Origin of the sequence: Chryseobacterium sp. FP211-J200, assembly GCF_001643375.1 — a bacterium.
Taxonomy (GTDB): Bacteria; Bacteroidota; Bacteroidia; order Flavobacteriales; family Weeksellaceae; genus Epilithonimonas; species Epilithonimonas ginsengisoli.
Genome location: NZ_LSHB01000011.1, coordinates 47,612 through 73,127, shown reverse-complemented (window position 1 = coordinate 73,127; position 25,516 = coordinate 47,612). Strand labels below are relative to the sequence as shown.

The following is a 25,516-nucleotide window of genomic DNA, read 5'->3' as shown; positions in this document are numbered from 1 at the left end:
ATGATGAATGATTTTCGATAATTAGTAAGTGTGGTTAAAGTAAAAACCTCTCAAGTGATTGAGAGGTTTTTTGGTTGGATGTTCTTCTGGACTACTATCTAGAAGTGGTCGTTTGATCGTGTTTTCCTTTGCAGTTGCCTGTTTTTGTCTAGCAGTTGGCTGTTTGTGGCTGGCAGTTGCCTCTTTGTATTCTGCAGTTGCCTATTTGTGATTGGCAGTTGTCTGTTTGTATCTAGCAGTTGTCTATTTGCGATTGGCGGTTGCCTGTTTGTGATTGGCAGTTGCCTATTTGTATCTAGCAGTTGCCTGTTTGTGATTGGTAGTCGCTTCTTTTAGCTTTCTATTTTTTTGAATTTTAGTTTTGCGAAGGCTTTGTACTCGGGTGATTTTTTGTCCAGGATCAGTGAGATGTAGTCTTTGGCAAGGTTGAAGGTGTCGACCAGGTTGTTGTCATTGGTGTAGAGCGTTTCGTTTCTTCTTGTTCTAGCCTGGCTGAGCGGGAAGTATGTTTCTGCGACCTGTTGGGTGGTCTGTCTCATCTGTGATCTTTCTTCCTGAAGGATTGGAATTGTGTATTCTTCTTCGTTGGGGCCGTAGTTTGGGGTATTATTGAAGAGCTCTATGAGCTGGCCATAATTGTTGGTGCGCTGATCGAAGCTCAACTGGGAAACAGAGTGACTGTCGGGTTGGGTCGCGGGCGGTGTGGGTGCTGCTGGTGGATCTTTTCGCGTGCCTTTGATTTTGCGGGCAATGGTTTGGAAGTTTTCCATCTGTGCTGCTGTGACGCCTGTGGTTGTCTTGTAAGCTTTTTCGAGTTTTGTAAGTTTTTTGTTGATGGGAGCGAAGACTGCCTGTCGGGCTTTGACTGCTAAAGTGTAGGGCGGGAGGGTGGTGTTGACTTCTTCCTGCTCTGCGAAAGCCTTTGTGTAAATGGTTTGGAGTTTTGCAAGTTCCAGTTCGGGATTGCTTGGTTTGTAGATCGCGCCCAGATTTGCAGCGTAGGAATTGAATAGGTTTGCGTTGGCCACGTTTCTAGCGTGGCCTGTTTCGGATGTTGAGTTCATTTGGTTTTTTTTAGGTGTTAACTGTAACAAATATAAAATTAATATGGAATAAAAATGATTGTTCAATAAAATTTTTTGTAAAAAAGATATTATGTTAAATAAAATACGAAACCCTCACTTGGGGGCGAGGGTTTGTGGTTGTGCGTTATAAACACGGATTGCAGATCCGCGCTATCGGGTAGGAGCAGCGAGTATTGAAGAACTCATCTCACAAACCATTCCCGATGCCATCAGGTTGCAAATCCGCGGTATCGGGGAGAAGTTTTTATTTTTTAATGCTTTCAAAAATTTTATTTGCTAGTTTTTCTATTCCATCTTTCGTATTTCCACCAATTTTATCTAACAGCCAGTAATTTTCAGATAAATCATCTTCTGTGCTTCCATGCCAGATAGGTAAAATAATTTTCTTATTTAAGATGATTTGTCTTGTTTTTAATGATTGTAATTCATTTTTTGCCCACTTTTCATTACTAAGAAAATTTTTACTTAATATTAAAATTCCTTGTGATGATTCTGCGATACCTTTTTCAATGCTTTCTGTTAAACTGTCACCTATTTGTAAAGAATACTCGTCATACCATACTTTCAACCCTTTTCTTAGAAGCGCTTCATATAATGGTCTTGCGACTTCATCTTTATCTCGTGAATCGTGAGAGATAAAAAAATCTGGTTTTAAATTTTCTCTATGTTTATCATCTCTCATTCTTAATATTAAATTTGATTTTTTAAATTTTATCTTTATTAGAGGTATTTCTGGAGTGTCAGAATTTGTATATATGTAAATAATATTATTAAAATTAAAGTCATCTGAGTCAAATTCTTCACCTGCAAAACTAAGGTTTGCAGTTAAGTCATCTTCTTTAAATTGATTTATCCAACTTAGGATTACTTCCTGTTCGTCGTTAAAATTATTAGTTATAATCGCTAATGTTCTAATGTGATTTTTATTGTCCCAAATGCTAAAAGCAGTAAAGGACTTAAGTAGTAGTTTTTGATTATTTTGTTCTAATAATTGTACTGGATTAATTTCAAAATTTAATATATCTTTAAAATCAATTTTGAATTGTTCTATTAATTTAATTTTTTCAGCATTAAATCTTCCGCTTCATCCATTGTTTCTGCTCTAACCTCATAAAGTATATCATTATTAAACTCTTCTGGATTTAAGTCTTGCGGATTAATATACCTATCTATACGATAACTTCTTGAGTAATCTAAGACGGTAAAGTTATCAATGGTAAGATTTCTAAGTTGGAAGCCATTAATTTCTTTTGGTAAATTTTTTATATTATTCATTTTAACATGGTTATTATAGTAATAAATATAAATATTTGTAACTGTATAGCAATCTAAAATCAACAACTGTGACAGTTATTTTTGATTTTTTGTTATTTTTAGTATCTATCGATGATCCAACCAATAAAACCTTGACCAAAGCCAAGGTTCAAAAAAATATAAAAAAAATCTGTGTTTTTGGTTTAGTAAATGTTCTTTGGGTATCAAGAAACATCAGCCATACCTGAGACAAAGCTATCATTAAAATGTCTTAGTATTTTACGGATATCCGTAAACTGGAGAATAATTTTTTAGAATCATCAAAAGACCACGTCACTTAGAAACAACATGTCTTTATAAATAATATTCAAAGGCATCAAAGCCTATAAGAAGCCCCAACAAAAAAATGCTTCGCTGCGGTGTGCTGGAGTCCGAGATTAAGGCCTGCATCCAGTTTGAAGTCTCTGGCGACATCCATCTGGATGGCAGCATTGATGTAATTGGAGAATTGGTGCGCTTTGAAATCATAGGTGTAATAGGTTTCGGCAATGCCGTCCACACCTTTGATGATCGCATGACTGATGGTGAGGGTCTGTAGAAATTCTGTGTGCATCGCCTGCTCATCCTGGTCTTTGAGACGGTCTACTTCTACCTGGAATCCGAGAGTCCAATCTCCGGGAAGTTTGTACTGCATCGGGATGATCAATCCACCTTCGAAACGGCTGTCTTCATATTTTGAAGTGGGCAATTTCACGTATGGCAACAATGCTAACGCGAAGTTTCCGCCATCGTTCCCAATCAGATTCTGCTTGATCCTGAGTGTGAGGTCGCCGTGACCGTCTGTGATAGTTTTTTCATTGGTGTCCCATTCCTTTTCGCTTTGTCGGCCGTAAGTTTGGAAACCGATCTGAACTGCGGTAGAACCTGTGATCCCGATTTTCAGATTCATTTGGTTGATGAGGATAGTGTTGGTCTGTGTGGTTTCGGTTTTCTCCCTGACGCTTCGTACCAGATCTGTTTCCAGTTGGAAATGTCCGGCGTCTACGGTAAAAGGAGATTCGGTGACATCTGGTCGATCGGTCTCCATCTCTCTCATCTGTGCGCGAGGAACAGGCGTAAATAGGGAAAACTTCTTCTGTGATTGCTGTGCAAAACCTTTGAAGGGTGTTAATAGTCCGAAAAGGAGAACTGTGTAAACACTGTAATTTTTATTCATACCGATCATTTTTAGCGATGAGATATTCTAATATACAATCAGTAGATTAAAAGCTGTGCCGTAAATGATCGAGAGTTAGGAATTCTTATCGATTTATGATAATATATTAAGCCAATTGATCTTTCAGAATTGTTTTGGTTTCAGTTTCTTTTCTGCCGCCTCTGCAATCTCAAGGATTTTCTTTAGTCTGGTTTCCGGTCTTCTGGCAAGAACAAACCATTGGAGCATCATCTTTTTTACGGATCTGCTAAGGCTGTTGAAAAACTCGGTGGCATTTTCCCGGTTTGAAAGTTCGACTGCCAGGTCGTCGGGAATCAGTAATTCTTCTACGCTGTCCAATATTTCCCATGAGCCGTTTTCTTTAGCGACTTGGATGGTATCTGATCCTGCTTGTGACATTCGGTTTTCGGCGGTAAGTCTTTCGATCTTTTGTTTGTTGATCTTGGACCAGGTGCTTTTGGGTTTCCGCTTCCCGAAATATTGGATGGAAGATTCATCGTCCAGTTTTTTCTTCAAACTGTCTATCCACCCGAAACAAAGTGCCTCGTCCACGGCATCGCTCCAGCTGATGGTTGGCTTCTCCGATTTCTTGTTGTACTGCAGGACCCAGATCCCTTTTTCCCGCGTATGATTTTCTATAAGCCAATCGCGCCATTGTTCCGGATCCTCGGGGTAGAAAATGTCTAAGTTATCATTTGGTTTCGCTGACATTTGGTGTGATACTTTGTTTGTGTAAATATAAATCTATTAAAGAAATTAAATCCATATCGTGATGTATCTAAAATGTTGATTGTCCCTTTTAGCTGTTTAAAACAAAAAATGCATTACGTGTCTGTAATGCATCTGTTGTATGTTGGTTGTGATTTATAATTCCGTGATCAGATAATTCTGGTATTTTGACTTGTCAAATGTAAAAATTGACGGCGACAGCGTTTGGTTCTCTTTATAATTGCTGATCGTGATCACTGCGAGGTCATTGTTTGTTGAGACTTGCTCCAGTTTGATCAGTTTTTTTTGAGGGGTATTGACGTATAAGGTGACACTTTTTAATCCATTTGATTTAACTGGTGTCATCTTGATCACATCTACTGGGATTCCACTAATGGTCTTCTTGCCGGAGTACCTCACATTGTAATCCTTTTTATAGGAGTCCAAATAACTCAAGGGAGAAAATGCCACTTGATTGTCGTTTGGTTTTGCAATGGTGACCTCTTTGTCTTCCTCGCTGATGCTGTAAACCTTTTTACCGTCAAAGATCTGCTCTGTTCCCATGATCTTCAATTTGTATCTGTTGTTGTCAGAATAGAAGATCCCTGTTTGACTAGCATCTCCTGCGGTGTAAGAAAATTTGAAATAGGAATTTTTTTTGGCCTTATAACTTTTGGTGATGTCGTCCAAGATCGTTTTTGATCTGGTGTCTATCGTCTGGCCATAAGCTAACAGATTCATTCCTAAAAAAGCGACAATTGAAAAAGATTTGATCGTGTTTTTCATTTTTAATATTTGCGATTTATTGATTGCAAAGTTAAGTTTTCAAGATTGATGCCAATTATTTACAATGATAAAATTTGTTAAGATCTGAAAATAAAAAAAAACCTTTTCAGAATCAACTGAAAAGGTTTGATGTATAGATTTCTAATTGATTATTCTACGATCAATTTTTCTGCGTTAGATTTACCATTCTCTGTAATTACTACAAGGTATGTTCCTTTTACAAGCCCTTTTGTAGAGATGGCGTCTGAGCTGTTTTTCTTTCTCTCAAGAGATCTTACCAATTTGCCATTCATGTCTAGGATCTCCACTTTGATGCTTGCGTTACCCACTGTAGGTGCAGCTTTGATAAAGAATTCTCCTCTGGCAGGATTTGGATAGATGCCGAAGCTCTTATTTTTGATGATGTCGTCTGTTCCTAATATACATCCTGTTGGAACTGTAAAGTCCTCAACTTGATCGGCGATGTTGGAAGCTGATCCAGCAGAAGCATTAAGGCCTAGGCCTCTTCTTGCGAATACATTCCAGATAAGACAGTTGTCTACGCCGCCGGTAAGCTGGTCAGCCTGTAATATCGCATCTCTACCTGTCACGAAATTAGGGCTACAAGGTTGTAGCTTCAATCCGTCAATAACCAATTGGAGGGTTTTCGCACTACCAGAATTAGCGTCAGCTGTGATATTGTAATTATAACCATATTTTTCTGCCAATTTCCAATGAAGGTCCCACAGCATTGTTGCCCAGATCTCTCCTACAGCATGTGGCTGTCCACCAGTAGAGTTGGTGTCTGCATAGGTGTGAGGATTTATGGTCATGTCTGTGGTGTATCTGTATTGTCTGATTCCTACTCCAGTGGTAGGTGCGTTGGTAGAATAGGTTCCAATTCCTCTACCGGTTGTTGCGGTATAATTAGGTGTATTGGTTAACATTAATGCAAAGAAATCTGACCAGCCTTCACCCATTTGTTCTAGATTTTGCAAACAGCTATATCCTTGTCCTGTTAATCTATTGGATATTCCGTGACCATATTCATGGATCATCACCCCATTGTCAAAGCTTGAGTTTTTGTAGCCTACTGCAAGATCTTTTAGACTGACGTTGACTGTTCTTCCAGCTGTAATTTCAGCATTTATAAAGTTTCCTTCACCTCTTGGGATCATGACCATAGGAATGTTTATACCTAAACCGCTTGTTAAGTTCCAATCTGTAACAGTATTAGAGGATGTTCTGTGAAGCAATACACCTACAGCGCCTGCTGCTTGTGCATTTTTGATCTTGACATCATTTGTACAACCAGAGATGGTCACTAATGCTATTTTACCAGTAAGGCTTCCTCCTGTAAGTGCAGTACAAGCATTCAGGACAGATGGGATTGCCACGTCACCAGTTGCAGGTGTTTCCATTAGATATCTACCGCCACCTGAGCTGTAAGAACCCACTGCTGTATTTACAGGTGTTCTTGTTGCTAGTGTTGGATCGTTGTAAAATAATCTTTGCTGAAAGCTAACCCCATAGTCCCAAAGATACATCTGCATTCTTGGAGGTGATACATTAGTTTGTGAGATCTCGAAACCAGAATTGAAGTTTGCATTGTTATAACCACTACCATCAAATGCTTCAGCTTTTACGGCATCATTTCCAAAACCTCCTTTTCCAAAGTTATTTGTTTGGAAATTTCTGCTGCTTTCTGTAAACCCAAATTTATACATAATATCATGGATCATATTATTAGCATAAAAAAGATTGGTCACAGCAGATCCTTTGTTTTCATATGCGCTTAATGTTGTGCTTTCTGCGAATGGAAAATCAAAAGTAAGACTTCCTGTTGTTGTGCTTTGTGGGGAAAAGCCAAATGCATTAGTTCCGGAATTATCTATGTAAGCTAATACATTGTTACCAAAAGTATTAGTGTAATTGGTGTTTCCGTCAGAATGCCATCCTTCCGGTGAAGCAACAATATCCCACGGGTTTGATACAAGAGATCGTGAGCCAAACGTAGGACCTTCTACTGGAAAAGGAAATACATTGTACGTGGCATCCGTAAGTGCTTTTGTATTCTTACTGAAAGTCCTGTTGTTTTGATGATAATGATTGTGATCTGTAAAACTAAGCTCTTGTACTGCAAAGTTAGGGTCAGATGTGAAATGATTAGGGTCAAAAGCACATTCAATAATCATATTTGTGCTTTCTAAGATCTCGCCATCAGTAAGGCTCACTAATACAGAATAGGATTTATTCTCTTTAACCTGATTGATGAAGAACAATTGGGCAGGTACAAGAACATTGTTTTTTTGATAGTAGAATCGGATGTTAGCTACTTTTTTTCCATCTTCTGGCAAGACTTCTCCATTCTTATCATCAAAAAGTTCAAAACCATCATTTTTGATTTCTACAGACCTGAGAGCAATCGATAAAGCTTCAGATTTGTCGATTTTGTCTTTTACCTCGATATTGTTGGTCTTTTGGAAGTTGTTATTGAAGGAAACTACTTTACCATCTCTTATTACAGCTTTTGCAAGCGATTTATAGATTGGTATACCTTCATGATATTGTTGAACATTCACAATATTGGACTTCAGGCTTGCAGAACTGTCTTCATTCAATACTTTGAATTCTGCATTGGCATTGTTGCGAAAACTAACATCATTACTGATGAAATTTTTGATCACTTTTTCACTAGATTGTGCATTGAGATTAGCAAAAAGAAAGAAAACGCCAATACCTGCGCACTTAGACAGTTGATTTATTTTCATATAAATATTTAATTTTTAAATTTAAAAAATTGATTAACAAAAATATTGAAAATTTTCTTTTTTAATGAATTAAATACAAAAAAATTTCATATGATTAAATAATCGGTAAATATTTAACTTTAATTTTATTAATACTATAATTAGAATAATTTGTTGCCAGCGTAAATGATCGTCGGGTTCTCTACTAGTGATGCAATTCCTTCGCGAAATTTCATCATATGCTCGGATACCTGATGGTTGTGGAGGTCTTCATTGCTCTGCCAGTTTTCATGGATGAAAAAGACACCTTTGTTCCTGTTGTCCTCATAAAGGTCATATTGGATGCAGCCTTTTTCTCTTCGGGTTTCTATGACCAGTTTTTTCAGTAATTCTATGGCGTCCATCATAGAGTTCTCTTTGATATGAAAGACGGCACTTAAGTAAATGTTCATGGATTTATTTTAAAATTTAAGATCATCAAATTTATAAAAAAATGATTCTTATAAAATTTGAAAAATAGAATTATACAATTAATAAAAAAAAATGTATTTTTGGAGAAATTCAAAAAAGAAACAATGGCAGAATACAAACTATTGCTCCCAAGCATGGGCGAAGGAGTTATGGAAGCAACAATTATCAGCTGGATGTTCAATGAAGGTGACTTTGTAAAAGAGGATGACTCTGTAGTGGAAATTGCGACAGACAAAGTAGATTCCGATGTTCCGACACCAGTTTCGGGGAAGATCATCAAAATTCTGAAGCATAAAGATGACGTTGCAAAGATCGGGGAAGCCATTGCTATTTTAGAAACAGAAGGTGGTTCTTCGGATTCTGAAGCACCAGAATCTAAATCTTACGAAGAGGTAAAAGACCAGCTCCATCAGCCTGAGCCGGAAGTGATCAGCACTTTGGAACAGACATTGACCAATGTTTTTGAAAATTCATCAAATCAGAATTCAGATCTGTATCTGTCACCTTTGGTGAAATCAATTGTTCAACAAGAGAATATTTCGGAATCTGAACTTAAAAATATCAAAGGCAGTGGACTGGATGGCAGAATCACGAAAGAAGATATTCTTGATTTTGTTAAAAATAGAGGAACTGCAGTTGAAACTAAATCATCTCCTGTTCAGCAAGTTATTTCTCAACCTGCTCAGACTTCAGCATCAGCTCCGAAAGTTTCAAGTGCGCCAATTCAAGTTGGTGAAGGCGATGAGATCATCCAAATGGATCGTGTGCGTAAGATCATTGCAGAAGCGATGGTGAACAGCAAACACACTTCGCCACACGTGACTTCTTTTATAGAGTCTGACGTGACGAATGTTGTGACCTGGAGAGCTAAGAATAAGGATTCTTACCAAAAAAGAGAAGGTGAGAAACTGACTTTTATGCCAATCTTCATCAGAGCGGTTGTAAAAGCAATTCAGGATTTTCCTATGATCAACGTTTCTGTGGATGGTGATAAAATTATCAAGAAAAAGAATATCAACATCGGAATGGCAACAGCACTTCCAGATGGAAATTTAATCGTTCCAGTTATCAAAAATGCTGACCAATTGAGTTTGTCAGGATTAGCAAAAGCTATCAACGATTTGGCTTACAGAGCGAGAAATAAAAAACTGACACCAGCTGATACGCAAGGTGCAACTTACACGATTTCCAATGTTGGAACTTTCGGAAACCTGATGGGAACACCGATTATTCCTCAGCCTCAGGTTGCTATTTTGGCAGTCGGAGCGATTGTGAAGAAACCGGCAGTTATCGAAACGGAGTTTGGAGATGTGATCGCAATCCGTCAGAAAATGTTTATGTCGCATTCTTACGACCATAGAGTAGTGGACGGCAGTCTAGGCGGCATGTTCCTGAAACACGTCAACGATTATCTTGAAAATTGGGACCTCAATACAGAAATATAAAATAAAAGCCTCAGAATTTTCTGAGGCTTTTTTATTTAAAGTAGCGCATTTTTCTTTAGACTTAATTACTTTCTAAATGTACTGGGGAAAAAAAATATCAAAAATAGATGCATTATTTCAGTTTACCTTACGGTTTTCCGTAAAGTATATTTGTTTCTTAGAATTAGTTTTGCATCAAAATAAACTAAATGAAACAAAACATTACTTTTTTTCTATTATTCACCTTGATATCAATTTCATTGAATGCCCAAGATGAAAAAAAAATAATAGCAATAGCTCCTTTTATTGGAGGGTATGAAAAACCAATTTTAAACTCAATTGAAGAGGTTGTTACGAGCGCATTCGCAAAAACAAAAAGATTCACCATTGTTGGGAGGTCACAAATGGAGGCTATCAAAAATGAAAGAGAATTACAAAAAACAGAAGATTTTATTGATAGTAAATATATTGCACAAACAAAGAATTTGGGTGCGCAGTTTCTTATTTCGGGAAATGTAAAATCTGTAAGCACTTCCACAGATGAAAGCAGGGACACACAAGGTAGAATTACCTATTCATATAACTCCCTGATTTCTTTGGATTTAAAAATATTAGATCTTGAAACGGGACAAGTTGTTGCTTCTGGCGATATTACATCAAAAGCAAATAAGGGCTTATTTGATATGAAAAGTCTCGGAAAAAGTTTAACTGGTAGTGCGCCATCCAATCAACGAGAAGCTTATGCAGAATCATTAAAGAGGATTGAAAAAGAGATAGACGATTTTGTATCTAAAAACTTTGCAGCTTCTTTCCTTATTGTTGAAATCCAAGATGCAAGTAGCAATGCTGCAAAGACATTGTTGATTTCTGGAGGCTCTTCTTTTGGACTTGAAAAGGGTGATAGACTTGGTGTTGTTGAATTAATTGATGTGGAAGTTGGTGGGAAAAAAATTATTAGAAAAAAAGAGATTGGAGAAATAAAAATATCGAAAGTCGAGGATGAGAATTTTTCTATATGTGATGTGAAAACTGGAGGTACAGACATTTTTTCAAAATTCAATGCAAAAGCTAAACTGCTGATTACGACCAAACAATAATTACTAATTTCAAACATTAACTATGAAAGATTTTAGAATTTTGTTTGTAGGCCTGTTTTTATTATTGATAAGTTGCGCTAAGAGAACTGGAGTCTCGAGCTTACAAGTTGTGGAATATAGTGACGATTTTATATCAATGGATATTACAGGTAATGTTCCTGAATATACCGCTATTTATCAATTGTTGTTCCGAGGGATTCCTAATAGTAATCAAACTTCGCCTGTGATTTCAACTTCCGAAGAAGAAGTATGGCGCAAGAACCCTGCTTATTTTGAAGAGTTCTTTAATAAGAATAGATATAAGACTTTTATAATATCTTCCTTTAAAAATGACAAATATTCGAGTAGAGTTTCAGTAAATCTAAAAGCGCTCGAGGCAGATCTTGAACATCATTCCATCATCAGAAAATTTGGATATTAATATGAAAATTTATCAAAAAAATATAGCATATTTTTTACTGTTCATTCTATCAATTTCAAAATTATATTCACAGGCAAATCCATCCATTATAACGCAAACCGTACAACCCAAAATAATGGTAATACCGTATGTGAAGGAAGGTGAGGATCTAAGAACAATATTAGAAAGTGATGTGAATAAGCGGATTGCGATTACAAAAATAAAGGAAGCATTTGATTCCCGCGGGTTTACGACGGTAGATTTTGTTGCGAAATTAAAATCTGCAAAAGATAATAATATCTTCACATCGGATAATCAAACGGATATCAAAGACCAAATCGTTCAGATGTCGGGAGCGGATATCTATGTTCAAACTGAGGTTAATGTAAATAAAACTGCTTCTGGAAACTCTGTGAATGTTTTGATGACTGCCTACGAAGCATCTACAGGTAATTCTCTTTCCAACAAAGTTGGGGAAAGTGGTAAATTCTACACAGATGATTTTGGAAAATTAGCATCTAAAGCTGTGGAAAGTGTGTCACAAGATTTTTTGAATGTAATGCAAGCCAAGTTTACCGATATTGTAAACAATGGTAAATCTATAAATTTAGAAATCAGTTTTGTACAAAGCTCTTCCATAAAGATGTCATCGGAAATTGCGCCCGAGAATCTTCCTCTTTCGGACCAGATAGAACTTTGGATGGAGAAGAATGCATACAAAAACAATTATCACATACAAGGTACAACGGATTTAAAAATGATTTTCGATGATGTTCGGATTCCACTAAAAGAACAGACTGGAAAAAATTATAACACCAATAAATTTGCATTAGAAATATTCAAATTTTTCAGAAGCTTAAATTTACCTGTGGACAAGGACATCAAAGGAAACACTATTTATATAACCATAAAATAGCAGATGATGAAAAAAATATTAATTCCTTTTTTAACAATTATCGGTATTCTTGTTTTCTCTCAAAACCAATTCGATATTGGTAAGATACAATTAGCGATAAGCTTTTCCGAGAATCAGAGAAATACTTTTGATAACAATCAATTGGATAAGATTCAAGGAAAACTGACACATATTTTATCCACAAATGGTATCGTTTCTACTAGTTATAATACTGGACTTGTTTTGCAACCCAATCTTATTATTAATGCCAATAATATTGTAGAAGGTGGGATGCAAGATATAAATGTAACCAATATTACCCTTCAACTATTAATAAAACAAGATCAAACCAATATTATATTTTCGTCATTTTCAAAAGAACTGAAGGGAACTGGCAGATCACAAGGTCTTGCCATGAATAATGCGATTAATTCATTATCTGCAAACGATACTTCAATTATTAATTTTATTGAGAAAGGCAAAGAAAAACTACATTCTTATTATCAGAATAATTGTTCAAAAATAATATATGAAGCAAACAATTTGAATAAATCTGGTAAATATGAAGAGTCCTTGGCCTTGTTGCTTTCGATTCCAGAATCAACCTCTTGTTTCGACGTTGCCAAAAACAAATCATTAGAAATATATAAAAATTATGAAAAAAAGATTTGTTCCGATTACCTCAAACAAGCGAATGTATCTATTGCCGAAAAGGATTATTCATCAGCATTTCAAACACTTTTAGCAATTGATAATTCTTCCCCTTGTTCCGGTCAAATTAATACGCTTATTAAAACAATTGAGAACAAAATAAATGCGGACGAAAAGAAACAATGGGATATGCAGGTGAAGGTTTACAATGATTCTGTATCATTAGAGAAACACCGTGTAAATGCAATAAAAGACATAGCAGTTTCCTACTATAAGAGTCAACAGAAAACCAATAATTTAATCATAATTAAATAGTTTTCGGCAAGATTAATTTTTGATACATAACAATAAAAGCCATCTTTCAGAAAGCTGGCTTTTTACATTCTTTTAATTCTACAACTCATCCATTTCCCCACTTCCAGCTTGCCCTTCATTCATTAGATAAGCTTTTAGGAAAGGCGTGATATTCCCGTTCATCACACTGTCTACGTCGGAAGTTTCGTGTCCGGAGCGGACATCTTTTACCAATTTATAAGGTTGCATCACATAATTCCGGATTTGAGAACCCCATTCGATTTTCATTTTGCCGGCTTCGATTTCATTTCTGGCCTTCAGACGTTCATCCAATTCGATTTGGTAAAGTCGGGATTTCAGGAGTTGCATTGCTTTTTCCTTATTCTGAAGCTGAGAACGCGATTCTGAGTTTTCAATAATAATTCCCGTCGGTGCGTGGCGAAGACGAACGGCTGTTTCCACCTTGTTTACGTTCTGTCCACCAGCTCCTGATGAACGCATCGTTTCAAAACTGATGTCTGCTGGATTGATGTTAATCTCAATCGTGTCATCCACCAAAGGATAAACATAAACCGAAACGAAACTCGTGTGGCGTTTAGCATTACTATCAAACGGCGAAATTCTCACCAATCTGTGAACGCCATTTTCACCTTTCAGATATCCGAACGCAAATTCTCCATCGATTTCTATCGTTACGGTTTTGATTCCGGCAACATCGCCTTCTTGGAAATTCAGTTCACGAAGTTTGTAGCCTTGCTTATCGGCCCACATTGTGTACATCCGCATCAACATACTTGCCCAGTCGCAAGATTCCGTTCCGCCGGCGCCAGCTGTGATTTGAAGAACGGCTGACAACTCATCGCCTTCGTTGGAAAGCATATTTTTGAATTCCAGATTCTCGACTTTTTCGACTAATTTTGGGAAAGCCTCGTCAAGTTCTTTTTCGGAGTCTGGGTCTTCTTTTGCAAATTCCAACAAAACCTGAAGGTCTTCAAATTCTGTCTTGATATCATCGTAACCTTCCACCCATTTTTTCTTGGAACGGAGTTGTTTCAGGAAAACTTCGGCTTGTTTGGAGTTGTTCCAGAATTCGGGTGCTGCGGTTTTCTCGTCATCGTTGGAAATTTCGATTTTTTTCTTTTCGATTTGGAGGAACTTGTGCAGGTCTTCTATTCTGGATTGGATATCTTTTATTTGGTCTGTGTTTACCACGTTTGTTTTAATTTTTGCAAAAATAAGAAGAAAATGATGAATGTTGGGAAATAATGGTCAAATGAAAAATTTTAACGCAAAGGGCGCTAAGATTTTTTGAGATTATTGAAAATATTTTTAATGTTCGCAGAGGCACTTCGCTCAGCCAAGTTTAAATCATTGGGAAAAGTTTCAATTGAAGACGAATCCCGCAATAGGGATAGTAGTGGAAATCCTTTTTTGTGGTTGGGAAATGTTCTAATTAAATGAGGAAACGTCTTCCACAAAAAAGATTGTAGCGGATAGCCCGACCCGAGCGGTGGCAAAGAATGGGCGAGGGGATTGCCCAAATATTGCAGAATGTATCATGTAAAATGTGAAAAGTATTTCAAATTAATTTTACTGATAATCAGTTGTTTTAGAATTGAATTTTATTTATTTTTAGAATTGAGGCAACCATTTCGGATTTTTGTCGTCTTATAGTCAGAAAGAGAAAATGAATCGAGATTTACAACATATCTTTTCCAAAGCAAAGAAAAATGACCGACTGGCTCAGAAGAGTTTGTTCGAAATGTTTTCCGGGAAAATGTTGTCGGTCGCAAATTCTTACATCAATAATCGGGATGATGCGGAAGATATGTTGATGAATGCTTTCTGCAAAGCGTTTACGAAGCTTGAGGATTGTAAAAATTACGAATCGTTTCCGTTTTGGCTGAGAAAAATTGTGGTGAATGATGCGATTAGTTTTATCAGGACAAACAAACATATTTTGTACGCCGAAACTGAATTTACGGATTCGATTGCGGAACAGACGGAAGATGTTGATGTGATTTCTCACGATATTGATTTGGATGTGATTTTCAGGGAAATGCCGATTGGTTATAAATTGGTTTTCAATCTTTCTGTTTTTGAGGAGAAGAAACATCAGGAGATTGCGGAAATCCTGAATATCTCAGAAGGAACCAGCAAAAGTCAGCTGAGCAAGGCGAAAAAATGGCTACAAGATTATTTTAATCAACAAAACACGAAACAAAATGCAGAATCTGAAATCTAAATACGAACAACAGGAAATGAAAGTTTCCGACGGTCTTTGGGATAGATTGGAAGAGAAGCTTGACCAAGTTCCTGCGAAAGAACAGAAGCCAAAAATCGTTTGGTTGAGATATGCTGCGGTGGTTTTATTAATGATCGGTTTGGGTGGAAGTTTTTTGATGATTAACCATAAATCTGATATTAATAAAAATCGGGAATTTGCGAATCAAGGTGAAAGTCAAAATTCAACTCCAATCGAACCAACAAAAAATAGTGAAGTTGAGAAATTGATTCCTGTAAATAATGATTCTGAAACTGATAATCAAAAATTGGCTGTTGAAAATGTGAATCCTTCGACTTCAGAATCAATTAATAAAGAAAATCAAATTACAAATCAAGTTTCTGAAAAGGAAATTTCAATTAAAAAAGAAGAAATTTCAATTCCTCAACCAGAAATAAAATTGGCTCAAAACGAGATTCAGAAACCCAAAGAAAGAGCAAAATATATTACCTCTTACGATTTACTTTTCGGAGTGGAAATTGACAAAGCGAAAACTGAAACACCAAAATCCGCGATGGGAATTAATGTTTCAAAACCTAAAATTGATTCGGATTTTCCCAATCCAAAACGTATCAAAATCTTCGGAATTACGCTTTACGACAAAGATTCTATAACAACTAAATAAACTAAAATGAAATTCAAAATTCTACTTTTGGCAATGCTTTCAAGCTTTGCTACAGCCCAGACTACGCTCGATAATCAGATGAAATCTTACACTGAAAAAGTCAATCTAATTGTATCCACAGAAAAAGCGAATATGAAAAACGAAACGGATAAAATCGATGAAGCTTTCTCTTCCGGAAAAATCACGAAAGCCGAACAGATTGCCCGAAAAGAATCGGTTTCCAAAAAATACGAAACGCTCATAAATGATAAAATTGAAAACGAGCGCGAGCAATTGGAAAGCATTACGAAAACTGCTGTCGCAAATTCTGTTTACAATACAAAACCTGATACTATTAAGAATAAAAATGAAATATTCTTTGGACTAAATGGAGTGAGTGCGCGACTCAACGAGAAAAACAAAAAATCACCTAAAGATTATATCAATCAAAGTTCTTTAAGTGTTGGTTACGCCTTCGCAAATTTGACCAAAGACAAAGGCAGTTTCAACCCTTTTGAGAGTGATTCTGAGATGCGAATCGGGAATTCTCACAGCGTTGAAGTTCAGTTTAGAAAAGACCGTCAGTTGGGAAGTTTCACGAGTCCTTGGATTTTGAGATACGGTTTGGCTTACAGAACCGACACTTATATGCCGAAACGTCCGCAGGTTTTTGTTCAGGAAAATTCGCATTTATTCCTTGAAAATTTTGAAGAAGGAAGATTGAAACGTTCAAAACTGAGAAATGTTTACCTGACTTTACCAATTGAATTTCAGCTTTATCTGAATCCAAAATACACAGAATATGACGGCAAACAATATCTGGATGTGAGAAAAAAAATGTGGAAAATTGGTGTAGGCGCTTATGCGGGAATCAACACCAGAAGTATCGTAAAAGTGAAATATTACAACGAAAATGACAATTTCAAAAAGTACGATTACACTTTGGATGACGGCGTGAACGCTTTCTTATTCGGAGGAAAATTCAGTCTGGGTTATGGCGGCGTTACTTTATTTATCAAAAAAGATTTCACACCAATTTTTAATGACAAAACCATTTTACCAAACAAAAACGGAATCCAATTCGGAATCGAGATTGCGAATATTGATTTTTAATTGATAACATTTTTCATAGAACACTATTTTTATTATTATTTTCTGAAAGCATACTTTAAGGAGTGTGCTTTTTTCTATATTTGAATTAAATACTATTTTTTCTATTTTGTTCACCTTCTTCTCCAATCTTGAGATAAATTTTTGTTGTAAATTGTGTTAGTTTGATATTTAAATCAATAACTTCAATTGCAATTTCAAATAATTCATTTGGGTCTAAATTATTATTATAATGAATTAATTCGAGCGCATTTTTAGATTTATGTGCAGAAGCATTATTACGTAGTACTTTAATAAGTGAGTCGTGATTTTTTTTTAATGTTGAAAATTCACTGTTCAAATCTTTAACTTCTTGAATAAACTCTTTGTAATTATTGGAATTTAATTCGCCAATCAGTTTAAAACCTAATAGGTCTGAAATATCTTTTAAATATTCATAAACTGTCATCGAAATTATTCTTGCATTAAATAGTTTTTCTAAGCGTCTGTTACTTAATCTAATTCTCTCAGTCAATAACATCAAATCAATGTTTGTTAATGAACTATATAAGCAAAGATTTAGAAAATTATCAAAACGACGAATTCCGTAACCTTTCATTCTTTCATAAAATTCACGAGTTGAATTTATATCACTTTCTGCAGTTTCAATTGATTCATCTAATGCGAGTTTAAGTTTGTTTCTACTTATTTCTAAAGCCTTTAAATCTTGATTGTAAGAATTTTGTTTTTTGAAAATATTCAAAAATTTCATTATTATAGTTTTTTATAGAAAGATAAAATTAAGCTATTTTTTTTTGAATATTAAAATTCATCTAAGCATCACTTTTGCAAGTCTAAATTTTTATTTACATTGGCAAACAGGATTTAGAAATGAAAAATTTACAGTTAATCGGATTGTTTTTGGTTGTGGCAGGCAGTTTTCTGCCCTTGGTTCATATTCCTATTGTTGGAAACTGGAACTATTGGAAAGTGGATAACACACTCGCCATCATACTTTGGGGATTTTCGTTACTGACGCTGGTTTTCATCCTGATTGGTAAAAATAAATTGGTGAGAATAATGTCATTTTTAATGATATTGTTTTTTGTTTTCACAATTATCGCCATTAAGTTGAAATCTTTGGATTATTTCAGTTTTTTACCATTCAAATCGTGGCAATCTACATTCGCAGGAATCGTGAAATTATCCTGGGGATGGTTCATCGAGTTTCTGGGCGCAGTGATTATTTTAATCGCATCGAGAAATAATAAAATTGAACCACAAAGCCACAAAGATTTGCACAATGAGCACAACTAGTTTTGCATTAATTGAAAAACCTTGTGAACTTTGTGAAAAAACTTTGTGGACCTTGTGTTTAAATAAATATAAAATCAAAAAAAATTAAAAATATTATGAAAGAAGTATTCATTGTATCAGCGGTCAGAACGCCAATGGGAAGTTTTATGGGAAGTCTTTCGACAGTTCCTGCAACACAATTGGGAACTGTTGCTGTAAAAGGAGCTTTAGACAAAATCAACCTTGACCCGACTTTGGTTGAGGAAATTTATATGGGAAATGTTTTACAGGCCGGCGAAGGTCAGGCTCCGGCAAGACAAGTGGCTTTGGGTGCAGGTTTGTCCAATCATACGCCTTCTACTACCATCAACAAAGTCTGTGCTTCGGGAATGAAAGCCGTGACAATGGCAACTCAGGCGATAAAATCTGGCGATGTGGATATTATCGTAGCTGGCGGAATGGAAAACATGTCGATGGTTCCTCATTATATAGATGGAAGAAATGGTGTGAAACTCGGCGAAATCAAAATGCAGGACGGACTTTTGAAAGACGGTTTGACCGATGTTTACAACAAACAACATATGGGCGTTTGCGCAGAATTGTGCGCTAAAGAAAACGATATCACGAGAGAAGAGCAAGATGCATTTGCAATACAATCTTACAAAAGAGCTGCATCTGCTTGGGAAGCTGGAAAATTTGCAGACGAAGTTGTTCCCGTTTCGATTCCTCAAAGAAAAGGTGAGCCAGTTATTTTCTCGGAAGATGAAGAATATAAAGCCGTGAAGTTTGATAAAATCCCAACTTTAGCCACAGTTTTTCAAAAAGAAAATGGAACAGTAACTGCAGCTAACGCTTCAACATTGAATGATGGTGCATCTGCTTTGATTCTAATGTCAAAAGAAAAAATGGAAGAATTAGGATTGAAACCTCTGGCAAAAATCATTTCTTATGCTGATGCGGCTGTAGAACCGGAAAGATTTACAATGGCACCTTCGACGGCTTTGCCAATTGCACTAAAGAAAGCGAATCTCACAAAAGACGACATCGATTTCTTCGAATTGAATGAAGCTTTTTCAGTAGTTGGATTGGCGAATACCAAAGTTTTAGGATTGGACGCTTCGAAAGTGAATGTGAATGGTGGTGCAGTTTCCATCGGTCATCCGCTGGGAAGTTCTGGTTCAAGAATCATTGTCACTTTGATTAATGTTCTTAAACAAAACAACGGAAAATATGGCGCAGCTGCTATTTGCAACGGTGGCGGTGGAGCAACGGCTATTGTGATTGAGAATTTGCAATAATCTATAATTAAAATAAATTTCAAAACCCTTTCAGATTTTAAAATTCGAAAGGGTTTTTGTTATTAAATTTATGATACAAATGCATTTTTTTGTCAATTTGTAATTCCTTTTTTTACTTTTGTCTAAATAATTATTTCCAATGTCCGAAATAGAAAAAACAATTCCAGAAAACTCGATCAAAAATAATCCTAAAATTATGCGCGCCTGGGCGTTGTATGATTGGGCGAACTCGGTTTATTCACTGGTGATTACCTCCACAATCTTTCCGATTTATTACGCAATTCTTACGACGGCGTATGAAAAGAAAGAATATGTTGCAGAAACCAAGCAATGGATTGATGTTGCGCTGCCTCATATGATTACCATTTTTGGGAAACAGTACCATCCCGACACGGTTTATGGCTATTCTCTCACGCTTTCCTTTTTGATTGTCGTTTTGCTTTCCCCGATTTTGTCTTCGTTGGCAGATACGATTGGAAACAAAAAATCTTTTCTTCAGTTTTTCTGTTATCTGGGCGCAACATCTTGTATGGGATTGGCGATGTTTACAGGAATGGGAACGGTTTGGCTGGGCTTGTTGTTCAGTGTGACAGCGAGTGTCGGTTTCTGGGGAAGTTTGGTTTTCTACAATTCCTTTTTGCCGGATATTGCAACGCCGGACAAGCAGGATTCACTTTCTGCAAAAGGTTACGTTTACGGTTATATGGGTTCCGTTATTTTGGTGATTATTTGTTTGGTTCTGATTCAAGTATTTGCGGAAACACCTAAACAGGCTGCTATTTACACGCGTGTTAGTTTCCTTTTGACTGGTGCTTGGTGGTTTGGGTTTTCTCAATATACCTTCAAACATTTGCCGCAATTTGGTCAGGTTAAGGAACAATTGCCAAAAGATTTGGTTTTGCTTAATTACAAAAATATCTTCAAAAGTCATACGGAACAAGGTGGTTTCTTTGAGGTTTTAAAGGATAATTTTAGTTTTTACTTTGATGTTTTCAAACAAAGTTTCCGCGAATTGTTCAAAGTTGGCGGTCATCTTTTTGCCGATAAAAATCTGAAATTCTTCCTTTCCAGTTTCTTCTTTTACAGTGTTGGGATGCAGACGATTTTCCTGATGGCTACATTATTTGGAAAGCGTGAAATTAATATGGCGCAGGATAAATTAATAATGACGCTTTTATTAATTCAAATCGAAGCGATTATCGGAGCCTTGTTTTTCTCTTGGTTATCGAAGAAAATTGGAAACAAAAATGTCATTAGCATCACCGTTGCGTTGTGGATTGGCGCTTGTCTTTCAGCCTATTATTTGAATAAGGAAAATCCGAATGTAGAATATCAATTCTACGGAATTGCCGCCGTTATTGGTTTGGTGATGGGTGGTTTGCAGGCGATGTCCAGGTCAACATATTCCAAGTTATTGCCACAGGATTCTATGGACAACACAACGTTCTTTAGCTTTTATGATGTCTTGGAAAAAATTGCCATTATCTTAGGAACTTTCATCTTCGCAACGTTGATAGAATATTACAACAATATGCGTTACGCCGCTTTATCGATGACGATTTTCTTTGCCATTGGCTTGATATTGATTCGTTTTATGAAAGTAAAAAATAATATAAAATAATTATCATTTTGAGAGTATAGGTTTTCTATTCTTATTGATTTTTGCAACATTCAATGCTCAGACTTCGGTTTCAGAAGATTTGATTATAGGTAAGAAAGTTACGTTGGATTCTAAGATTCTTAATGAAAAAAGGACTTTGAATATCTATCTTCCACAGACTTATGACAAGACCAAAAGTTATCCTGTCATTTATATTCTGGACGGAAGTATGAATGAGGATTTCCTTCATTTGGTCGGACTTCAGCAGTTTTTCAATATGCAGTTCAAAATGCCGGATTTCATAATCGTTGGTATTGCGAATGTTGATAGAAAAAGGGATTTCACGTTTCATACAGATTTGAAAGATTTGCAGAAAGATTATCCTACAACGGGACATTCGGACAAATTTATTCGTTTTCTAGGAGAAGAGTTGCAGCCTTTTATCGATAAAAATTACAAAACTGATAAAACAAAATATATCATTTGTCAGTCGCTTGGTGGACTTTTGGCAACTGAGGTTTTATTGAATAAACCAAATCTTTTCACCCATTATTTTATCATCAGTCCAAGCCTATGGTGGGATGATGAGAGTCTTTTGAACAAAGCCAATGCATTGCTATCAGCGCAGAAAGATGATGAAAGGTTTGTGTATGTTTCTGTCGGAAAAAATGAACACAAGACAATGGTGAAAGATGCAGATGCACTTTATCAGGTTCTTAAAAACTCCGGAAAAAAGAATCTCAAGGTAGAATACAATCTGATGACGGACGATAACCACGCAACCATTCTGCACAAAAGTGTTTATGATGGTTTCCTGATATTATTTCCCTACAAAGATTAATTTCAATAATTAATAAAAAATTAAAAATACGGTTCATTTTTTGATAATAGTCGAATAGTTTATTTTTTGTAAATTTGAAACATCAAAACACACTATGACAAACCCTTTATTTTACGCGAAAATTCTTCTCTTCGGTGAGTATGGCATTATTGAGGATTCTCAAGGACTCACTTTACCATACAGTTTTTATAAAGGAACACTCAAATTTTCTGATTTGGACAACGATTTCGAAAAGAAATCAAACCAATCTTTGGAAAAATATTCCAATTATCTTCTTGATCTGGAATTACCTGCAGAATACAAATTAGATGTCAATTCTTTTAAAAATGACATTTCAAAAGGTTTGTTCTTCGATTCCAATATTCCGCAAGGTTATGGAGTAGGGAGTTCAGGCGCTTTGGTGGCCGCGATTTTCGAAAAATATTCTTTCACAAAAAGAGAACCTGATACGATTTCGAAAAACGAACTGAAGGATTTGAAAATGATTTTCGGTCAGTTGGAAAGTTATTTCCACGGAAAAAGTTCAGGAATCGACCCATTGATTTGCTTTATGAATCTTCCGATTCTGATTGAAAGCAAAGACAGTGTTGACAAAGTTTCTATTCCGGCAGAAGAATTGGGCAAAGGCGCAATTTTCCTGATTGATTCTGGAACAATTGGCGAAACTGGACCAATGATTCAAATCTTCTTTGAAAAATTGAAGAACGAAGGTTTTCGTAAAACTTTGAAAGAAGAATTCATCCGTTACAACAACGCTTGCATCGACGCTTTCCTTAGAAAAGATATGAATCCATTTTTCAAAAACCTGAAGAAATTATCGGTTTGGGCTTACGAACATTTCCGTCCGATGATTCCGGAAAATCTTTTCAACATTTGGAAAAAAGGAATTGATTCCAACGCTTACTACCTCAAACTTTGCGGAAGCGGAGGCGGAGGTTACATCTTAGGCTTCTCCAAAGATTACGAAAAGGCGGAAAAAATGCTGGAAGGTTTTCACAAAGAAGTCATTTACAGATTCTAAAATTTAGTTAAATTAATCACGAATAAAAAAGTCTTCGACTCCGCTCAGACTGACAGCTCTAGAAAATATTGTTAGTATAAGCGTTGTCACACTGAGCGGAGTCGAAGTGTTTTACAATACTCAAAAGCTTACGCACAAAGAACTTAAAATGACCAACGAAACAAAACCAACTTCCCGAAATGCCCTTTACCGTGTTTCTCAGTTGATGGGTTTTCTGTTGGGCGCCCGTTTTTTCGTGGCGGTTTTGCTCACATTTGCACTCTATGTTTCTACGTTTTTCCTGTTCAATCGGGAAGAGAGTTTCAGAAATTTCGTGTTCGATTATAAGGTTCATTTTATTATCATCTGTTCTGTGCTTAGTATCTTGGCTGGCGGGATTATCAATCGTTTTTATGATAAAGAAAAGGACCAGTTAGTGAAACCTTTTCGCTCCAAATTACAGAATTTCCTCAAAGAAAAATATTTTCTGACGGCTTATGTTATGCTCAACGCATTGTCGCTTGGATTGGCGTTTTTTGTGTCGCACCGGGTTTTTATTTTCTTCTTGATTTACCAGTTTTTAATGTGGTTTTACAGCCATAAACTCAGCAAAATCATTGTTCTTAATAATTTCACTTTCGTAGCGTTGACGCTTTATCCATTCTTCGGAATGTTGATTTATTATCAGACGTTTTCGCTGAAGATTTTGTTCTTGGCAATCTTCCTTTTTCTAATGCTTTTCATCATCGATGTTACAAAAGATACGTTAACGAAAAACGCCGATAAAATGTTTGGTTACGAAACGATTGCGAACCGACTCGGATTCCAAAATACAAGGTCTATTTTATTAATTTTATTAATTATCACCTTGATTGTTTCATTGATTTTAAGTGTTGGAATTGGCTTCAAAAATATAATTGCGTGGTATTTTTTATTAACAATTATTGTGATCTTGGGAACAGTTTATATGTTGTTCAGAAATCAAAAAAATGATAAGTTTAAAGCTTTGAATCTTCTAAGACTTTGGATTTTCTTCGGAATTCTGGCAATGCTTTTTGATGGAATCTATCACAAATATCCTTGGTTAATTTAAAATATTTTCAAAAAAAATGTCAGTAATCATTAGAGAAAATAAAGTTGAAGACAACGAGATTCTTGCAAAGATTATCAGAACTTCATTTCACGATTTCGAAGTAAGTTGTACCGATGGAACCGTTTATTCCGACCCGACTACAGATGATTTATATTCATTATTTCAAACTGAGAAATCAGCATTGTTTGTGGCAGAAGAAGATGGTTTGATTTTAGGTTGTTGCGGAATTTTTCCAACAAATAATTTGCCTGACGACACAACTGAACTTGCCAAATTTTACCTTTCAAAAGAAGCAAGAGGAAAAGGAACTGGAAAATTATTACTCGAAACATGTATTGAGAAAGCTAAAAATTTGGGTTTAAAAAACGTTTATCTCGAAAGTATTCCAGAGTTCAGTAAAGCAGTTTCTATTTATGAAAGACAAGGATTCCAATATTTAGAAAAACCTTTGGGCAACTCAGGGCATTCAGGTTGTAATCTTTGGATGATTAAAGATCTTGAGTAATATCTGAGAATAGAAAAAACATTATCGAATAAGAAATAAAAAAGTCCAATAACCTTCTGGAATTGGACTTAATAAAGAATTGATTTTAAGTTTTATTTACCCAAAAACATCATTTAGCACTTTCGCCAAACGTAATCCGCCGTACAACAATTGTCTTTCAACGGTAGATTCAAAACGGTAATTGTATGCGTAACTCAATTTGGAATCTTTCGGCGTGTGAAAATAGATAGAGTTTGCAATTTTCTGACTGTCATACAACCAATCCTGCAAAGTTCCACCTTGAATGCTCTTCACATCATCTTTCGATTTGATGTCCAAAAGATTCGCAAATTCTGTGTAAGAATATTTTCTGTCTTCCACCATTTTCGAATCCCAAAGCGAATGCAAATTCGTGTTTTGTCCAAAATAAGTTATACTGATTTTATTTCCTCCCAAATCCTCATAGCGTCCAACGTGAAGCGGTTGATGAAGGTCGCCCACCAAATGAACCAAGAAAACCAAAGCATTTTTCTTATCAGCTTCGGAAGTGTTTTTATCCTTAATTTTCTTTGCTAAATTTTCAATTTGAGTGTAAAGATTCGGACTTTTTTGAGCTTCCAAAGAATCTTTGAATTGCTGGAAATTCTTTTGTGCATTGATGTTCACATAATGCCAAGACGAAGTTTCCTTCCAGACGCCAGTCGTATCAGACTTGATGAAATCCGGCCAGTTGGCATAGTAAGCCAATTTCTGATTTTGCAGTAGTTTTTTGATGTTTCTTTCAGCTTTGGAACTCAAATGATGTTGAGCGATTTCTGCAATCACGCGGTGGCCCGTCAATCCCCAAGCAAAGCAATAGAAAGATGAGAACATTAAAACGGCAAACGTGAATTTTGATAAAATACTTTTCATTTTTT

At 35.9% G+C, this 25,516-nt stretch carries 26 protein-coding genes; 15 read left to right on the top strand and 11 right to left on the bottom strand.

Going from position 1 to position 25,516, the window contains the following annotated elements; translation table 11 throughout:
• Window positions 1-332: 332 nt before the first annotated feature.
• The 8 genes from AXA65_RS04405 to AXA65_RS04370 form a co-directional block, all read right to left on the bottom strand.
• Window positions 333-1,064, bottom strand: a complete 732-nt coding sequence (locus tag AXA65_RS04405) for a hypothetical protein (protein ID WP_063968904.1) — start codon at window positions 1,062-1,064, stop codon at window positions 333-335.
• A gap of 265 nt (window positions 1,065-1,329) precedes the next feature.
• Complete coding sequence (locus tag AXA65_RS04400) at window positions 1,330-1,767, bottom strand: toll/interleukin-1 receptor domain-containing protein (protein WP_063968903.1); 438 nt, start codon at window positions 1,765-1,767, stop codon at window positions 1,330-1,332.
• A gap of 368 nt (window positions 1,768-2,135) precedes the next feature.
• Window positions 2,136-2,360: a hypothetical protein gene (locus AXA65_RS04395; protein WP_063968902.1), complete on the bottom strand. Its 225-nt coding sequence runs from the start codon at window positions 2,358-2,360 to the stop codon at window positions 2,136-2,138.
• A 355-nt stretch (window positions 2,361-2,715) separates the two neighbouring features.
• Window positions 2,716-3,555 (bottom strand): transporter, encoded by an 840-nt coding sequence (locus AXA65_RS04390; protein WP_063968971.1) that lies wholly within the window; start codon window positions 3,553-3,555, stop codon window positions 2,716-2,718.
• Window positions 3,556-3,678: 123 nt separating this feature from the next.
• Window positions 3,679-4,266 (bottom strand): YdeI/OmpD-associated family protein, encoded by a 588-nt coding sequence (locus tag AXA65_RS04385; RefSeq protein ID WP_063968901.1) that lies wholly within the window; start codon window positions 4,264-4,266, stop codon window positions 3,679-3,681.
• 153 nt (window positions 4,267-4,419) lie between these two features.
• Complete coding sequence (locus AXA65_RS04380; protein ID WP_063968900.1) at window positions 4,420-5,049, bottom strand: LolA family protein; 630 nt, start codon at window positions 5,047-5,049, stop codon at window positions 4,420-4,422.
• Between the two features lie 149 nt (window positions 5,050-5,198).
• Window positions 5,199-7,799 (bottom strand): T9SS-dependent M36 family metallopeptidase, encoded by a 2,601-nt coding sequence (locus AXA65_RS04375; RefSeq protein WP_063968899.1) that lies wholly within the window; start codon window positions 7,797-7,799, stop codon window positions 5,199-5,201.
• A 140-nt stretch (window positions 7,800-7,939) separates the two neighbouring features.
• A complete protein-coding gene (locus AXA65_RS04370) occupies window positions 7,940-8,230 on the bottom strand; it encodes a putative quinol monooxygenase (RefSeq protein WP_063968898.1) in 291 nt (96 codons plus the stop codon).
• A gap of 123 nt (window positions 8,231-8,353) precedes the next feature.
• Between AXA65_RS04370 and AXA65_RS04365 the strand changes: the two genes are divergently transcribed.
• From AXA65_RS04365 to AXA65_RS04345, 5 genes are all read left to right on the top strand, one after another.
• Window positions 8,354-9,694 (top strand): dihydrolipoamide acetyltransferase family protein, encoded by a 1,341-nt coding sequence (locus AXA65_RS04365; RefSeq protein ID WP_063968970.1) that lies wholly within the window; start codon window positions 8,354-8,356, stop codon window positions 9,692-9,694.
• 188 nt (window positions 9,695-9,882) lie between these two features.
• On the top strand, window positions 9,883-10,770 hold the full coding sequence (locus AXA65_RS04360) for a CsgG/HfaB family protein (protein WP_063968897.1): 888 nt from the start codon (window positions 9,883-9,885) through the stop codon (window positions 10,768-10,770).
• Between the two features lie 109 nt (window positions 10,771-10,879).
• Window positions 10,880-11,191, top strand: coding sequence for a hypothetical protein (locus AXA65_RS04355; RefSeq protein ID WP_131797768.1), 312 nt, complete (start codon window positions 10,880-10,882; stop codon window positions 11,189-11,191).
• Window positions 11,192-11,306: 115 nt separating this feature from the next.
• Window positions 11,307-12,086: a DUF6175 family protein gene (locus tag AXA65_RS04350; protein ID WP_235630753.1), complete on the top strand. Its 780-nt coding sequence runs from the start codon at window positions 11,307-11,309 to the stop codon at window positions 12,084-12,086.
• Window positions 12,087-12,092: 6 nt separating this feature from the next.
• Window positions 12,093-13,031: a hypothetical protein gene (locus AXA65_RS04345; RefSeq protein ID WP_131797767.1), complete on the top strand. Its 939-nt coding sequence runs from the start codon at window positions 12,093-12,095 to the stop codon at window positions 13,029-13,031.
• 78 nt (window positions 13,032-13,109) lie between these two features.
• Here the strand turns inward: AXA65_RS04345 and prfB are convergent, their stop codons facing one another.
• Entirely contained in the window at window positions 13,110-14,222 is a 1,113-nt protein-coding gene (gene prfB, locus AXA65_RS04340; protein ID WP_063968893.1) for a peptide chain release factor 2, read from the bottom strand.
• 475 nt (window positions 14,223-14,697) lie between these two features.
• On the opposite strand from prfB, the gene AXA65_RS04335 reads away from it, so the two are divergent.
• From AXA65_RS04335 to AXA65_RS04325, 3 genes are read left to right on the top strand one after another with little or no spacing between them, the layout of a single operon-like run.
• On the top strand, window positions 14,698-15,255 hold the full coding sequence (locus AXA65_RS04335) for an RNA polymerase sigma factor (RefSeq protein WP_063968892.1): 558 nt from the start codon (window positions 14,698-14,700) through the stop codon (window positions 15,253-15,255).
• On the top strand, window positions 15,236-15,919 hold the full coding sequence (locus AXA65_RS04330; RefSeq protein WP_063968891.1) for a hypothetical protein: 684 nt from the start codon (window positions 15,236-15,238) through the stop codon (window positions 15,917-15,919). Before AXA65_RS04335 ends, AXA65_RS04330 begins: the two co-directional genes overlap by 20 nt.
• Window positions 15,920-15,925: 6 nt before the next feature.
• A complete protein-coding gene (locus tag AXA65_RS04325; protein WP_063968890.1) occupies window positions 15,926-17,011 on the top strand; it encodes a hypothetical protein in 1,086 nt (361 codons plus the stop codon).
• Window positions 17,012-17,096: 85 nt separating this feature from the next.
• On the opposite strand, the gene AXA65_RS04320 is transcribed toward AXA65_RS04325, so the two are convergent.
• Window positions 17,097-17,759 carry a hypothetical protein gene (locus AXA65_RS04320; protein WP_063968889.1) on the bottom strand — a complete coding sequence of 221 codons (663 nt, stop codon included), beginning with the start codon at window positions 17,757-17,759 and terminating at the stop codon, window positions 17,097-17,099.
• Window positions 17,760-17,878: 119 nt separating this feature from the next.
• On the opposite strand from AXA65_RS04320, the gene AXA65_RS04315 reads away from it, so the two are divergent.
• The 7 genes from AXA65_RS04315 (at window position 17,879) to AXA65_RS04285 (ending at window position 24,620) form a co-directional block, all read left to right on the top strand.
• Complete coding sequence (locus AXA65_RS04315) at window positions 17,879-18,304, top strand: hypothetical protein (protein ID WP_063968888.1); 426 nt, start codon at window positions 17,879-17,881, stop codon at window positions 18,302-18,304.
• Between the two features lie 95 nt (window positions 18,305-18,399).
• Complete coding sequence (locus tag AXA65_RS04310) at window positions 18,400-19,581, top strand: thiolase family protein (protein WP_063968887.1); 1,182 nt, start codon at window positions 18,400-18,402, stop codon at window positions 19,579-19,581.
• A 139-nt stretch (window positions 19,582-19,720) separates the two neighbouring features.
• Complete coding sequence (locus AXA65_RS04305) at window positions 19,721-21,202, top strand: MFS transporter (protein WP_063968886.1); 1,482 nt, start codon at window positions 19,721-19,723, stop codon at window positions 21,200-21,202.
• Window positions 21,203-21,236: 34 nt separating this feature from the next.
• Window positions 21,237-22,022 carry an alpha/beta hydrolase gene (locus tag AXA65_RS04300; RefSeq protein WP_228391618.1) on the top strand — a complete coding sequence of 262 codons (786 nt, stop codon included), beginning with the start codon at window positions 21,237-21,239 and terminating at the stop codon, window positions 22,020-22,022.
• 94 nt (window positions 22,023-22,116) lie between these two features.
• Entirely contained in the window at window positions 22,117-23,043 is a 927-nt protein-coding gene (locus AXA65_RS04295) for a mevalonate kinase (protein ID WP_063968884.1), read from the top strand.
• Between the two features lie 148 nt (window positions 23,044-23,191).
• Window positions 23,192-24,115 (top strand): UbiA family prenyltransferase, encoded by a 924-nt coding sequence (locus AXA65_RS04290; RefSeq protein WP_063968883.1) that lies wholly within the window; start codon window positions 23,192-23,194, stop codon window positions 24,113-24,115.
• 16 nt (window positions 24,116-24,131) lie between these two features.
• The gene (locus AXA65_RS04285) at window positions 24,132-24,620 is read left to right on the top strand and encodes a GNAT family N-acetyltransferase (RefSeq protein WP_063968882.1); all 489 of its coding nucleotides are present in this window, start codon (window positions 24,132-24,134) and stop codon (window positions 24,618-24,620) included.
• 96 nt (window positions 24,621-24,716) lie between these two features.
• Here the strand turns inward: AXA65_RS04285 and AXA65_RS04280 are convergent, their stop codons facing one another.
• The gene (locus AXA65_RS04280; RefSeq protein ID WP_063968881.1) at window positions 24,717-25,511 is read right to left on the bottom strand and encodes a S1/P1 nuclease; all 795 of its coding nucleotides are present in this window, start codon (window positions 25,509-25,511) and stop codon (window positions 24,717-24,719) included.
• Window positions 25,512-25,516 lie beyond the last annotated feature (5 nt).

Bases quoted from the DNA above. Each gene is read 5' to 3' on its own strand.
- AXA65_RS04345 (WP_131797767.1), top strand. From the start codon at position 12,093: ATGAAAAAAATATTAATTCCTTTTTTAACAATTATCGGTATTCTTGTT.
- AXA65_RS04390 (WP_063968971.1), bottom strand. From the start codon at position 3,555: ATGAATAAAAATTACAGTGTTTACACAGTTCTCCTTTTCGGACTATTA.
- AXA65_RS04370 (WP_063968898.1), bottom strand. From the start codon at position 8,230: ATGAACATTTACTTAAGTGCCGTCTTTCATATCAAAGAGAACTCTATG.
- AXA65_RS04320 (WP_063968889.1), bottom strand. From the start codon at position 17,759: ATGAAATTTTTGAATATTTTCAAAAAACAAAATTCTTACAATCAAGAT.
- AXA65_RS04330 (WP_063968891.1), top strand. From the start codon at position 15,236: ATGCAGAATCTGAAATCTAAATACGAACAACAGGAAATGAAAGTTTCC.
- AXA65_RS04310 (WP_063968887.1), top strand. From the start codon at position 18,400: ATGAAAGAAGTATTCATTGTATCAGCGGTCAGAACGCCAATGGGAAGT.
- AXA65_RS04285 (WP_063968882.1), top strand. From the start codon at position 24,132: ATGTCAGTAATCATTAGAGAAAATAAAGTTGAAGACAACGAGATTCTT.
- AXA65_RS04325 (WP_063968890.1), top strand. From the start codon at position 15,926: ATGAAATTCAAAATTCTACTTTTGGCAATGCTTTCAAGCTTTGCTACA.
- AXA65_RS04360 (WP_063968897.1), top strand. From the start codon at position 9,883: ATGAAACAAAACATTACTTTTTTTCTATTATTCACCTTGATATCAATT.
- AXA65_RS04395 (WP_063968902.1), bottom strand. From the start codon at position 2,360: ATGAATAATATAAAAAATTTACCAAAAGAAATTAATGGCTTCCAACTT.
- AXA65_RS04295 (WP_063968884.1), top strand. From the start codon at position 22,117: ATGACAAACCCTTTATTTTACGCGAAAATTCTTCTCTTCGGTGAGTAT.
- AXA65_RS04400 (WP_063968903.1), bottom strand. From the start codon at position 1,767: ATGAGAGATGATAAACATAGAGAAAATTTAAAACCAGATTTTTTTATC.
- AXA65_RS04280 (WP_063968881.1), bottom strand. From the start codon at position 25,511: ATGAAAAGTATTTTATCAAAATTCACGTTTGCCGTTTTAATGTTCTCA.
- AXA65_RS04375 (WP_063968899.1), bottom strand. From the start codon at position 7,799: ATGAAAATAAATCAACTGTCTAAGTGCGCAGGTATTGGCGTTTTCTTT.
- AXA65_RS04335 (WP_063968892.1), top strand. From the start codon at position 14,698: ATGAATCGAGATTTACAACATATCTTTTCCAAAGCAAAGAAAAATGAC.
- AXA65_RS04405 (WP_063968904.1), bottom strand. From the start codon at position 1,064: ATGAACTCAACATCCGAAACAGGCCACGCTAGAAACGTGGCCAACGCA.
- AXA65_RS04385 (WP_063968901.1), bottom strand. From the start codon at position 4,266: ATGTCAGCGAAACCAAATGATAACTTAGACATTTTCTACCCCGAGGAT.
- AXA65_RS04290 (WP_063968883.1), top strand. From the start codon at position 23,192: ATGACCAACGAAACAAAACCAACTTCCCGAAATGCCCTTTACCGTGTT.
- AXA65_RS04315 (WP_063968888.1), top strand. From the start codon at position 17,879: ATGAAAAATTTACAGTTAATCGGATTGTTTTTGGTTGTGGCAGGCAGT.
- AXA65_RS04380 (WP_063968900.1), bottom strand. From the start codon at position 5,049: ATGAAAAACACGATCAAATCTTTTTCAATTGTCGCTTTTTTAGGAATG.
- AXA65_RS04305 (WP_063968886.1), top strand. From the start codon at position 19,721: ATGTCCGAAATAGAAAAAACAATTCCAGAAAACTCGATCAAAAATAAT.
- AXA65_RS04365 (WP_063968970.1), top strand. From the start codon at position 8,354: ATGGCAGAATACAAACTATTGCTCCCAAGCATGGGCGAAGGAGTTATG.
- AXA65_RS04350 (WP_235630753.1), top strand. From the start codon at position 11,307: ATGGTAATACCGTATGTGAAGGAAGGTGAGGATCTAAGAACAATATTA.